Genomic DNA, 12,443 nt, shown 5'->3' on the forward strand with positions numbered 1-12,443 from the left:
AAACCCCGCCACGCCCCAAGCGGGTGCAACCATCAAACCCCATCGCCACTATCGTGCGATACTAAATGGCGTGGCTAAAAAGAAAATCGCGAACGTCCTATCCAACCGTTATGCATCGGAGGCTCTAGCAAGCCTGTGGAGCCCCGAGTCCAAGGTGGTGCTGGAACGCCAACTCTGGATCGCTGTGATGAAGGCTCAGCGCGAGCTCGGCGTGGACGTGCCCGCCGAGGCCATCCGCGCCTATGAAGATGTGGTGGATCAGGTAGATCTGGCCAGCATCGCTGAGCGTGAGAAGGTCACCCGCCACGATGTGAAGGCTCGCATCGAGGAGTTCAATGCCTTGGCTGGCTATGAGCATGTGCACAAGGGCATGACCTCGCGCGATCTCACCGAGAACGTTGAGCAGCTCCAGGTGTTCCGCTCACTTGAACTCATTCATGGCAAGGCCGTGGCTGTGGTGTCTCGCCTGGCTGAGCACGCAGCTAATTACAAGACTCTCGTGATGGCGGGGCGTTCCCACAATGTGGCAGCCCAGGCCACCACTTTGGGCAAGCGCTTTGCTTCTGCTGCAGAAGAGATGCTGGTGGCTATCGAGCGAGTAGAAAACCTGCTCAGCCGCTACCCACTGCGCGGCATTAAAGGCCCGATGGGTACTGCTCAAGACATGCTGGATCTGCTCGGCGGCGACGAGGCCAAGCTCGCCTCCTTAGAAACGCAGATCGCTGATTATCTGGGCTTTGCCAATGTTTTCGATTCCGTTGGCCAGGTCTATCCGCGCTCCTTGGACTTCGATGCCGTCTCCTCCCTGGTGCAGTTGGGTGCAGGGCCGTCGAGCCTTGCCACCACCATTCGCCTGATGGCCGGCAACGAGACTGTGACGGAGGGCTTCAAGGAAGGCCAGGTGGGTTCCTCGGCCATGCCGCACAAGATGAATGCCCGCTCCTGCGAGCGCGTGGGCGGCATGCAGGTGATTCTGCGCGGTTACCTCACCATGTTGGCTGATCTTTCTGGCCAGCAGTGGAATGAGGGCGACGTGTTCTGCTCCGTGGTGCGCCGCGTGGCTTTGCCCGATGCCTTCTTCACCATCGACGGCATGTTTGAAACCTTCCTCACCGTCTTGGATGAGTTCGGTGCCTTCCCGGCCATGATCGACCGCGAGCTTGAGCGCTACCTGCCCTTCCTCGCCACCACCCGCATCCTCATGGCCGCGGTGCGCGCCGGTGTTGGACGTGAGACTGCTCACGAAGTGATCAAGGAAAATGCCGTGGCAGTGGCGCTGAACATGCGCGAAAACGGTGGGGAGCAGGAGCTCGTCGAAAAGCTGGCAGCAGATGAGCGTCTGCCTATGAATAAGGAAGAAATTGAGGCTGCGCTGGCAGATCGCCACGCCTTTATTGGTTCCGCCGAGTCCCAGGTGGATCGCGTCTTGGCGCGGGTGCGTGACCTGGTCAATCGCTACCCAGAGGCAGCTCAGTACACCCCCGGTGAGATCCTCTAGCCCTATGGCGGTGTGAATCAAGTTTCGTGCTGAGGGCGGGAGGTCTACACTTGGCCTTCATGCGCCCTCAGCTTTCTACTTACGCACATCTTTCCGCGGGCAAGGTTCGCGAAATGTACGAGATCGATGAGGACCGCCTGCTCATGGTGGTCTCCGATCGCATCTCCGCCTACGACCACATCCTGGATCCAGAGATCCCCGATAAGGGTCGCGTGCTCACCGCCATGAGCATGTACTTTTTCCACCACCTCGATTTCCCCAACCACCTCGCAGGGCCTATCGACGACCCCGCCATCCCCGAATCTGTGTTGGGGCGCGCCATGGTGTGCAAGAAGTTGAAGATGATCCCCTTCGAGTGCGTCGCCCGAGGCTACCTCACCGGCTCTGGCCTGAAGGAATATGAAGCCACCGGCTCGGTGTGCGGAGTCAAGCTGCCCGAGGGGCTGGAAGAGGCAAGCAAGCTGCCCGAGCCCATCTTCACCCCAGCCACCAAGGCTGAGCTGGGTGATCATGATGAAAACGTCAGCTTTGAATATGTTGCAGAAAAGCTAGGAGAAGCCCGCGCCAATGAGCTGCGCGAGGCCACCTTGGCCATCTACTCCAAGGCCGCCAAGCTCGCTGAGGAGCGCGGCATTATCTTGGCGGATACCAAGCTGGAATTTGGCATCGACGAAGACGGCACCCTAGTGCTTGCCGACGAAGTCCTCACCCCCGACAGCTCCCGCTACTGGCCAGCCGACGGCTACGAGCCCGGCCAGGTCCAACCAAGCTTTGATAAGCAATACGTGCGCAACTGGCTCACCAGCTCCAAGTCCGGGTGGGATATGAAATCCACCGCCACCCCGCCGCACCTGCCAGGTTCGGTGGTAGAGGCCACCCGCGAGCGCTACGTGGAAGCCTTTGAGCGCATCACCGGCAAGAAGTTCAATGAATGGATCGGTTGCTGCGTCTAAAAAACAACACAGCACTTTTCGTCCCGCCTCCTAGAAACGAGGCGGGACGTTTTTGTAGGTGCAGCACTCAAGCCCGGCACCCCCAGCAATCGGACCCCACTGGCTACGATGGTGCGCATGCTCAATCCACCCATTGCCCCCATCCATCCCAAGACCCGCACCCACCACGGCTTTGAGTTCGTGGATAACTACGAGTGGCTGCGTGACAAGGAATCGGATGAGACCATCCAGTACCTGGAGGCGGAAAACGCCTACACCGAGCAGGAAACCGAGCACCTGGCCACGCTTCGCAAGAACATCTTTGAAGAGATTAAGAAGCACACCAAGGAAACGGACATGTCCGTGCCGCAGCGCAAGGGCGCGTATTGGTATTACAGCCGCTCCGTGGAGGGCAAGAGCTATGGGCTTTCTTGCCGTGTTCCCGCTGAGCTGGGCACCTGGGTGCCACCGGTGATCGACGAGTCCACCCCGCCTGCCGATGAGCAGGTGCTGCTCGATTTGAACGAGCTCGCCGAAGGCCACGAGTTCTTCTCCCTCGGCGCGGCGTCGATAAGCGATTCAGGCAAGCTACTGGCTTATTCCACCGACACCTCCGGCGATGAGCGCTTCACCATCCGGATCAAAAACCTTGATAGCGGCGAGTTGCTTGTCGACGAAATCCCCGACGCCTTCTACGGTGCGACGTGGGCGGGGGAGGACTACCTGTTTTATCAACGCGTGGACGAGGCCTGGCGCCCGGATTCGGTGTGGCGCCATAAGCTCGGTACCCCTGTTGAGCAGGACGTATGTGTGTTCCGTGAAGAAGACGGGCGCTTCAACGTCGGCATCGGTGCCACACGCAGCGATCGCTTCCTCATGATCGAGGTGGCCTCCAAGATCACCTCTGAGGTGTGGGTGCTGGAGCAGACCAACCCCGAAGGTGAATTCGAGTGCGTGATTCCGCGTGAAAAGGGCAAGGAATACGACCTTGACCACGCAATCGTGGAAGGCGAGGACTTGTGGATTATTACCCACAACTTCTCCGGTCCGAACTTTGAGGTGGCCTGGGCGCCGCTGGATCGCCCCACCGAGATGACCACCCTGATCCCGCACCGCGATGACGTGCGCATCGAAGGCGTGGATACCTACCTCGGCCAAATCGTGGTGGGCTACCGTGCAGGCGCCATCGGGCGCGTTGCGGTGATGAAGCTGGATCCTGGCTTTAGCACCTTCGAGGAGCTCGAATTTGAAGAGGAGCTCTACTCCGTGGGCTCTTCCGGCAATCCCGAGTGGGACGCACCGGTGCTGCGCATGAGCTATGGCTCTTTCACCGTGCCGGGTGAAGTCTTTGACTATGAGGTAGCCACCGGCAAACGCACCGTGCTCAAAGAGCGCGAGGTGTATCACTACAACGCCGATGATTATGTAGCCACCCGCCTGTGGGCGCAGGCCGAAGACGGCATCCGCATCCCGATCTCCCTGGTGCACCGCAAGGACCTGGTTATAAGCAAACCCAACCCCACCTTGCTCTATGGCTATGGCTCCTATGAGATGAGCATTGATCCGGGCTTTTCTGTGGCGCGCCTTTCGCTGATGGATCGCGGCATGATCTTCGCCGTGGCCCATGTGCGCGGCGGTGGCGAGATGGGCCGCGGCTGGTACGACACGGGCAAGACCGTGACCAAGAAGAACACCTTCACCGACTTCATTGCCGTGGCAGATCACCTGATCAAACGTGGTGTGACCACACCAGAGCAGCTTGTGGCCGAGGGAGGCTCTGCAGGCGGCATGCTCGTTGGTGCCGTGGCCAACCTTGCCGGGGATCGCTTCAAGGCCATCGAGGCCGTGGTGCCCTTCGTGGATCCGCTGACCTCCATGCTCATGCCCGAGCTTCCACTCACGATCACCGAGTGGGACGAGTGGGGCGATCCGCTGCACGAGCAGGAGGTCTATGAGTACATGGCCTCCTACGCGCCCTATGAAAACGTCGAGGCCAAGGATTACCCCAATATCTTGGCAGTCACCTCACTCAATGACACGCGCGTGCTCTACGTGGAGCCGGCCAAGTGGATTGCCAAGCTGCGTGCCACTGCCACTGGTGGGCAATTCCTGCTCAAGACAGAGATGGTGGCAGGCCACGGTGGTGTGTCTGGCCGCTATGAAAAGTGGCACCAAACCGCATTCGAGTACGCATGGCTTGCCAATCAGGCTGCGGGCGTGCGCGAATAACGGCAAAGTAGGGGATATGAATTTCTTTGATATCCCCATCACCTATGCCGATGGCCGTGACTCCACCATGGCCGACTTCCAAGGCCACTGCCTGCTCATTGTCAATACCGCCTCGAAGTGCGGCTACACGGAGCAGTTGGAAACCTTAGAAGAACTCTTCCAGGACTATATGCAGCGCGGCCTGTTCGTTATTGGTGTGCCAAGCGATGACTTCCAAGAAGAGCCTTTGAGCGACAAGCAGATTGCCAAGGAGTACGCCAACTATGGTGTGAGCTTCCCGCTGCTGGCCAAAGGCTCTTTGGATACCGCGCTGTATAGCTACCTCATTGGCGATGGCCCTGGGATTGAGTGGAACTTTGAAAAGTTCGTGGTCTCACCCGAGGGGAAGGTGGTTGGGCGTTTTGCCCCCAGCCTGGAGCCGGATGAGATGAAGGTGATCGAGGTGCTCGAAGAGCATCTTCCGGTATAACAACAACAAACTGGGCAGTCTTTCGACTGCCCAGTTTGCGTAACCCTCTATCTCAAAAGGAAGATGCCTCATACCAATCGGCGGCTGGCTTCCCACACTCATTACGGGCTTAGCCCCTCAACCAAGTCGTTCCCGCAATGCCCTCATGGTGGGAAAACCTCTGGTATAACGTGTCCCTCAACGTGTTATACCGCGTCTCGCCGTTGGCAATTTCCGGAACTAGCGGTACAGAGTCTCGATCCTGCTAGCCGGATGAAGCGGCGAAGCTATCAAACAACCCTCTCCTTCCACATCGGTTTTGTTCCTATCGAGTCGGTCTGTATCTGACCGGCTGATGCACCCAAGTTTGGCACGGGTAATCACGCCCGGCAAGGGTGGTGTTTAGCGCTTTGACCTGCATAAATGCTGAACCTGAAGAATAGCTGGGAATCGTTGATATTTCCTGATTTACCCGCTTGAGCAGCAGCGATGAGGATGTGCATGTGCCTAAAAGGTGATGGTTGAACAAAAGTTTAAAGCTAGCTGGCAGTTTGTTTCTACTTGGCGCAAAGCCGCAAACGTGCAGTTCAAGCGCCCTGCTGCGCGGTTGGGGGTAGTGCAGGCTTTGAGCTTGGATACTTCACGGGGCGCACAGGTAACGTGTGTGGCGATGCGCCTAGATCTAAGGCGATCGCCGTCAACACTGACACTCACCATCCTTAAAGGGAGCTTTATCAACGTGGCCCGTGTAGTTGTGAACGTGATGCCCAAGGCGGAAATCCTCGACCCCCAAGGTCAGGCCGTCGTTCGTGCGCTTGGACGCCTCGGTGTTGAGGGGGTGGCCGATGTGCGTCAAGGCAAGCGCTTCGAAATCGAAGTCGATGATGCCGTGACTCGCGCAGATATTGAAAAGATGGCCGAGACCCTGCTTGCCAACACCGTGATTGAAAACTTCGACGTGATCTTCGAGGCGGCCGAATGAGCGCCAGGATCGGAGTAATCACCTTTCCAGGAACGCTTGACGACGTAGACGCTGCCCGTGCGGCCCGTCTCGCAGGTGCCGAAGCCGTCTCGCTTTGGCACGCCGATGAAGATCTCAAGCAGGTCGACGCCGTGGTCGTACCCGGAGGCTTCTCCTACGGAGATTACCTGCGCACCGGCGCCATCTCTGCGCTGGCACCAGTGATGCGATCCGTGATCGACGCAGCGCATAAGGGCATGCCGGTGCTGGGCATTTGCAATGGCTTCCAGATCCTTACCGAGGCCCACCTGTTGCCAGGCGCCCTGACTCGTAACCAAGGCCTGCACTTCCACTGCGTGGATACCCACCTGGTGGTGGAAAACAACACCACCGCGTGGACGAATACCTGCAGCGCTGGAGAGAAAATCTACATCCCCTCCAAGCATGGTGAGGGACGCTTCCAGGCGGATGCGGGGACCGTCGAAAAGCTTGAAGGCGAAGGTCGAGTGGTGTTCCGCTATACCGAAAACTTCAATGGATCCGTCAACGGGATCGCCGGAATTAGCAATGAAACCGGCCGAGTAGTCGGTTTGATGCCCCACCCAGAACACGCCGTGGAAACGCTGACCGGCCCTTCAGTTGATGGGCTCAAACTCTTCGTTTCTGCCATCGGCTCGATCGCGGCATAGGGAAGTACTGCTATGACTCACACTTTTAACGACACGGTCGAGGCGGCACAGGCCCACCCCGATCTAGAACAGCCCTACCTTTCGCTTGGGCTCAAAGACGATGAATACGCCCGCATCAAGGAGATCCTCGGCCGCAGGCCCACCGACGCCGAGCTGGCCATGTACTCGGTGATGTGGTCGGAACACTGCTCCTATAAATCCTCCAAGGTGCACCTGCGCTACTTCGGTGAAACCACCACCGAGGAGATGGGTTCGAAGATCCTCGCCGGTATTGGCGAAAACGCAGGCGTGGTGGATATTGGCGATGGCAACGCGGTGACCTTCCGCGTGGAATCCCACAACCACCCCTCCTTCGTGGAACCCCACCAAGGTGCCGCCACCGGCATCGGCGGCATCGTGCGCGACATCATGGCCATGGGCGCACGCCCCATCGCGGTGATGGACCAACTGCGTTTCGGTCCTGCCGATGCCCCCGATACCTCCCGCGTACTACCCGGTGTGGTGGATGGCATTTCCCACTACGGCAACTGCCTGGGTCTGCCCAATATCGGCGGCGAAACCGTCTTCGATGCCTCCTATGCCGGCAACCCGCTGGTTAATGCCCTGTGCGTGGGCACGCTGAAGGTAGAAGACCTCAAACTCGCCTTCGCCTCTGGCCTTGGCAATAAGGTCATGCTCTTTGGTTCGCGCACCGGCCTCGACGGCATCGGTGGTGTATCCGTGCTGGCCTCCGATAGCTTCGAAGACGGCGCAGAGCGCAAACTTCCAGCCGTGCAGGTGGGCGACCCCTTTGCAGAAAAGGTCCTCATCGAATGCTGCCTCGACCTCTACAAAGCAGGCGTTGTGGTTGGTATTCAGGATCTCGGCGGCGCCGGCCTTGCCTGCGCTACCTCCGAGCTTGCAGCAGCAGGCGATGGCGGCATGGAAATCAACCTCGATGCCGTGCCGCTGCGTGCTGCCAATATGACGGCCGCAGAGATCCTTTCTTCTGAATCCCAAGAACGCATGTGTGCCGTGGTGCGCCCCGAAGATGTGGAGCGCTTCAAGGAAATCTGCGCCCACTGGGATGTCACCTGCGCCGAAATCGGCGAGGTAACCGATGGTCAGCACCTGCTCATCCGCCACCGCGGCGAGCTCGTGGTGGATGCACCCGCGCACACCATCGCCCATGAAGGCCCCGTCTACGAGCGCCCCTTCGCGCGCCCCGAATGGCAAGACCAGCTCCAGCAGCTCCAGCCCATGCCAAGGCCAAGCAGTGCCGAGGAATTGCGCGTGGCGCTGCTGAAGATGGTGGCTTCTCCCGCACTGTGCTCCAGGGAGTTCATTACCAACCAGTACGACCGCTACGTGCGCGGCAATACCGTCAAGGCACAGCATGCCGATGCCGGTGTGCTGCGCATCGATGAAGCAACCGGCCGTGGCGTTGCCGTATCGGCCGATGCCTCCGGGCGCTACACCAAGCTCGACCCGAACATGGGTGCCCGCCTGGCGCTGGCAGAGGCCTACCGCAACGTCGCGGTCAGTGGCGCACGCCCCATCGCGGTGACCAACTGCCTGAACTTTGGTTCGCCCGAAGATCCCGGCGTGATGTGGCAATTCCGCGAGGCCGTGCATGGTCTTGCCGATGGCGCCAAGGAACTCGGCATTCCCGTTTCCGGCGGCAATGTGTCCTTCTACAACCAGACCGGCGAAGAAGCCATCTTGCCCACCCCTGTCGTTGGTGTGCTCGGTGTGATCGACAACGTTGAACACGCCATCGCCCACGACCTCGGCTCTGAACAAGACGAGGTGCTCTTCGTACTGGGTGAAACCCGCGATGAGCTCGGCGGCTCCATCTGGCAAGACGTCTCCGGCGCAGGGCTTTCCGGTTTGCCTCCGCAGGTAGACCTTGGCAATGAGCAGCGCCTGGCGGAATTCTTTGTGGGCAATACCGCCTTAACGGCCGCCCATGACGTTTCCGAGGGTGGCTTGGCCCAGACGCTGGTAGAGATGGCGATTCGTTCCGGCGGCGGCCTCGACGTGGATCTCTCAGCCGTGCACGAGGATGCCTTCGTGGCGATGTTCTCCGAGTCGGCATCGCGCGCAGTGATCGCTACCACCGCCGATCGCGTGGCGGAAGTAGAAGAGCGCGCACAGGCATGTGGCGTGCCCATTGCTCGCATTGGCAACACCACTGCCTCGCGCACCTTGAAACTTGGCAATGCTGCCGTGAGCTTCGAGGAATCCTTAGATGAGCTCGAAGCCACCTGGAAAGCCACCCTGCCTGGGCTTTTCGGACACGCCGTTGGTGCTAACTCCGTAGTGGAGTAGGAAGTGGCGTAGCGCCGTAGTCGCAATACCCCGGTGGTGTAAAGGCCTGCATGGCCTGAAGCGTCACCGGGGTTTCGCATGCGTGGCAACATAGAACCTATGCTGCTTGCAGCAAGGTGTCGATTAATCAAAAGGAGCCATGGATGGGTCGCAAGAACGCACCCCACACCACATTGGAAGAACGCGTGATTGAGCGGCGCCTCCTGCTGGCCGACCGCGGCGTTCGTCCGCTGATTCGTGGATGGTTTCACTTCTTCGCCTCATTGGCCTCGATCATCTCCGGTTCGGTGCTTTCTACCATCGCCTGGATCAAGCTGCCGCCGCTGCAAGCCTTTGGCGTGACCGTCTACGCCATTGGTGTGCTGGTGTTATTTGGTGTGTCTGCCGCCTATCACCGCGGGCCGTGGCGTTCCAGCAAAACCGTGAAGTGGTGGCGAAGGGCAGACCACGCCACGATCGCGGTGTTTATCGCTGCAACCTATACGCCCCTATGCTTGATCGCCCTGCCGGGAACACCGGGGCTGATCATGCTGCTCATCGCCTGGATCGGTGCACTGGCCGGTGTGGTGATGAACCTGGTGTGGATCGACCACCCGCGCTGGCTGGCCGTTGCCGTGTACCTAGTGCTGGGATGGCTCATCGTGCCCTTGATCCCGCAACTGTGGAGCAATATCGGCCACCTCGTGGTGTGGCTGCTGCTTGCCGGCGGCTTGGTCTACACCGTGGGCGCTGTGGTGTATGGGTTGCGCTGGCCTGGGCGCAACGCCAAGATCTACGGCTATCACGAGCATTTTCACACCGCCACCATCATCGCGGCGGCCTTGCACTTTGTAGCCATCTGGATGGTGGTTGGTGCCGTTACCTCCTAAAAGGGTAGCGGTAGTTATCAGCGCCGCGTTTTCGTTGCTGCAGCCTTCACACGCCCGGTTACTCCAGGGGAGTAGCTGGGCCTGTTTTTGTGGGTGGGGCAAGTCGGGGGTGGGTCGAGTTTATTAGGTGAGGGTTTCCTAATCCATGCGCTACATTAGATACGGAAATACTCGTTAGTAACTGGATTGAGGCTGCCCATGTCCCCTGCGCTTCCAATGGATCAGCGTCCCACCGAATCCGTGCCCGGCCACTGGCTACTCGCACGCCTAGGCAAGCGCGTGCTACGCCCCGGAGGCCTAGAGCTCACCACCGCCCTCCTTGATGCCGCACAGCTTCAAGGCAAAAAGGTCGCGGAATTTGCCCCCGGTATTGGTAAGACCGCCAAGCTGATCCTGCAACGCCACCCGGCAAGCTATATCGGCATCGATGAAGATCCCCAAGCAGTGGTGCTGAGCCAAGAAGCCATCGGTGATCAAGGCCAGATCCGCCAAGCCCAAGCCCAGGCCACCGGGCTTGAAAGCGAGAGCCTGGAAGTAGTGGTGGGCGAAGCCATGCTCACCATGCAAGGCGCAAAAGGCAAAAGCGCGATTATCAACGAGGCGTATCGGGTGCTCGAACCCGGCGGAAGGTATTGCATTCACGAGCTTTCCTTGCGCCCCGATGGCATTGCAGAGGAGATCAAGCAGGAAATTTCCAAAGCACTTGCCCGAAGCATCCATGTCAATGCCCGACCCCTTACGCAGTCTGAATGGCAAGCGGCGCTTGAGCAGGCCGGATTCAAGGTCATCAGCGTCAAACACGCCGGGATGGAATTGCTCGATCTCAAGCGCAACATCGACGATGAAGGGATCGCTGGAACCGCCAAGATCCTGTTCAACCTCCTGCGCATGCCAGCGGCCAGGAAACGCGTGATGGCCATGCGCAAGGTATTCCACCAGTACTCCGACTCATTGGCAGCCATTGCGATTGTGGCGGAGAAGCCAGCATGAAATCCGGCCAACAGTTTTCTCGCCAGCAGCTTTTGAGCACCGTGATCACCTCGGCTGTGGTCTCCTTCGTGGTAGCTGCCTTGCTGATCACCCTGGCGGTCCAAGCCCTACAGCGCGAAGATCGCACCAGCTTGCAGGCAGATTCGAGCGTTGCCACCCAAAGCGAGGCAACAACGCAAAGCGCGCAACAAACCGCAGAGGCCGAAACGAGCACCAAGCCTGAGCCTTCGAGTAGCACCGAGGCGCCGGAATCCGAGCAGGCCTTGGCCGCGGCCACCCCAACCACCGCGGCCACCCCCACCGCCGCGGCCACCCCGACCCCCGAAGCAACCCCGACCACCCAAGCAGACCCAGGCGCTGGGGAAAGCGAGGACGCACCCACCGCAGCCCAAACAGCGCGAGGCTGGCAACCAACAACGCCACTGCCTGCTAATTTCCGGGTCACCAACCCCAATCCCAGCCTGGATGAGCTCAATGCGATCATCCACTTTCTTGTGGCCACACCTGCTAGTGATGAGGCCAAAGCTGCGAACCTTGAAGGTGGGCGTGCCGCGGTGATGATCCCTCAAACGGTGTATCGCCTGGGGCTGTTCCGCGCACCCCTTGGCTGGAAGGAAGTTACCGGCCCGCTCGAACTTGGCCAGGATAGAGCAGTGGCCACACTGATTTCCGAGTCGGCTGGGCGCCCCGGCGTGCATACCCGAATCCAGTTTGTGTACCGCGATGGCAATTGGCGCTTGGCTAATGCCTCGATCTGCGAAGGCGTGCGCACCGTCGGATTGCCTTTGGAATGCCCCGCATGACGCCCGCGATCGAAGTAGAGCACCTGCAATGCAGCTTCGGCGCCAAGGTCATTTTCCAAGACCTCAACTTGCGCATCAATCAGGGCAGTACTTGTGCGCTGCTCGGGGCCAATGGCGTTGGCAAAACCACACTGCTGGCCATGCTCGCCGGCGCTTTGGAGCCAAGTGCAGGCACCATCCACATCGATGGATATAACCCAAGAAAGTTTGCACAACCGTTGCATCAGGTGGGTTTCCATTTCGATGTCGCAGCCTTACACCCCCACCACAGCCCGCGCCGGCATTTGCAGTGGATGGCGACCGCGCTGGGCGTCGACAAGCAAAGAGTAGACATGCTCATCCACCACGCCGGCTTGGAGGCCTTTGCGCAGCGTCGCCTCAAGCATTGTTCGCTGGGTATTCGCCAAAGAACCGGCATTGCCTCAGCGATGCTGGCCGATCCTCCGATTTTGCTTTTCGACGAACCCCTCAACGGCCTCGACCTCCAAGGCATCCTGTGGTTTCGCGGGCTGCTCGATACCTGGCGCGCGGAAGCAAAAACGGTGGTCTTATCCACCCACGACCTGCCAGAAGCCCAGCGCAGCGTGGATCAGGTGTGCATTATTGCCGACAAGCAGGTGCGCCTTCAGGCCGGCATGGAGCAGGTCTTAGCTACTTTTGGTGGGCTTGAGCCGGCCATGATTGCGCACATCCCAGAACTGGCGGGGAGGTAGC

At 59.5% G+C, this 12,443-nt stretch carries 11 protein-coding genes; all 11 read left to right on the top strand.

The window, feature by feature from the left end; translation table 11 throughout:
- The first annotated feature begins 70 nt into the window (after nt 1-70).
- The 11 genes from purB to CPPEL_RS01970 all read left to right on the top strand — a co-directional run bounded on the left by purB (nt 71) and on the right by CPPEL_RS01970 (nt 12,442).
- Nucleotides 71-1,498, top strand: a complete 1,428-nt coding sequence (purB, locus tag CPPEL_RS01915; protein ID WP_371869484.1) for an adenylosuccinate lyase — start codon at nt 71-73, stop codon at nt 1,496-1,498.
- Nucleotides 1,499-1,557: 59 nt separating this feature from the next.
- Complete coding sequence (locus CPPEL_RS01920) at nt 1,558-2,451, top strand: phosphoribosylaminoimidazolesuccinocarboxamide synthase (RefSeq protein ID WP_123959561.1); 894 nt, start codon at nt 1,558-1,560, stop codon at nt 2,449-2,451.
- A 108-nt stretch (nt 2,452-2,559) separates the two neighbouring features.
- Entirely contained in the window at nt 2,560-4,659 is a 2,100-nt protein-coding gene (locus CPPEL_RS01925; RefSeq protein ID WP_123959562.1) for a S9 family peptidase, read from the top strand.
- Between the two features lie 16 nt (nt 4,660-4,675).
- On the top strand, nt 4,676-5,128 hold the full coding sequence (locus tag CPPEL_RS01930; RefSeq protein ID WP_123959563.1) for a glutathione peroxidase: 453 nt from the start codon (nt 4,676-4,678) through the stop codon (nt 5,126-5,128).
- Between the two features lie 718 nt (nt 5,129-5,846).
- Nucleotides 5,847-6,089, top strand: a complete 243-nt coding sequence (gene purS / locus CPPEL_RS01935; protein ID WP_123959564.1) for a phosphoribosylformylglycinamidine synthase subunit PurS — start codon at nt 5,847-5,849, stop codon at nt 6,087-6,089.
- Nucleotides 6,086-6,757 carry a phosphoribosylformylglycinamidine synthase subunit PurQ gene (gene purQ, locus CPPEL_RS01940; RefSeq protein ID WP_123959565.1) on the top strand — a complete coding sequence of 224 codons (672 nt, stop codon included), beginning with the start codon at nt 6,086-6,088 and terminating at the stop codon, nt 6,755-6,757. Before purS ends, purQ begins: the two co-directional genes overlap by 4 nt.
- Nucleotides 6,758-6,769: 12 nt before the next feature.
- The gene (purL, locus tag CPPEL_RS01945; protein ID WP_123959566.1) at nt 6,770-9,067 is read left to right on the top strand and encodes a phosphoribosylformylglycinamidine synthase subunit PurL; all 2,298 of its coding nucleotides are present in this window, start codon (nt 6,770-6,772) and stop codon (nt 9,065-9,067) included.
- Between the two features lie 143 nt (nt 9,068-9,210).
- Nucleotides 9,211-9,936: a PAQR family membrane homeostasis protein TrhA gene (trhA, locus tag CPPEL_RS01950; protein WP_123959567.1), complete on the top strand. Its 726-nt coding sequence runs from the start codon at nt 9,211-9,213 to the stop codon at nt 9,934-9,936.
- Between the two features lie 198 nt (nt 9,937-10,134).
- Nucleotides 10,135-10,926 carry a class I SAM-dependent methyltransferase gene (locus tag CPPEL_RS01955; RefSeq protein ID WP_123959568.1) on the top strand — a complete coding sequence of 264 codons (792 nt, stop codon included), beginning with the start codon at nt 10,135-10,137 and terminating at the stop codon, nt 10,924-10,926.
- Nucleotides 10,923-11,729: an MTB12 C-terminal domain-containing protein gene (locus CPPEL_RS11080; protein ID WP_164470347.1), complete on the top strand. Its 807-nt coding sequence runs from the start codon at nt 10,923-10,925 to the stop codon at nt 11,727-11,729. The genes CPPEL_RS01955 and CPPEL_RS11080 overlap by 4 nt, the downstream gene beginning before the upstream one ends.
- Nucleotides 11,726-12,442 (top strand): ABC transporter ATP-binding protein, encoded by a 717-nt coding sequence (locus CPPEL_RS01970; RefSeq protein WP_164470348.1) that lies wholly within the window; start codon nt 11,726-11,728, stop codon nt 12,440-12,442. Before CPPEL_RS11080 ends, CPPEL_RS01970 begins: the two co-directional genes overlap by 4 nt.
- Nucleotide 12,443 lies beyond the last annotated feature (1 nt).

The sequence above is a fragment of the Corynebacterium pseudopelargi genome, assembly GCF_003814005.1.
GTDB classification, from domain to species: domain Bacteria; phylum Actinomycetota; class Actinomycetes; order Mycobacteriales; family Mycobacteriaceae; genus Corynebacterium; species Corynebacterium pseudopelargi.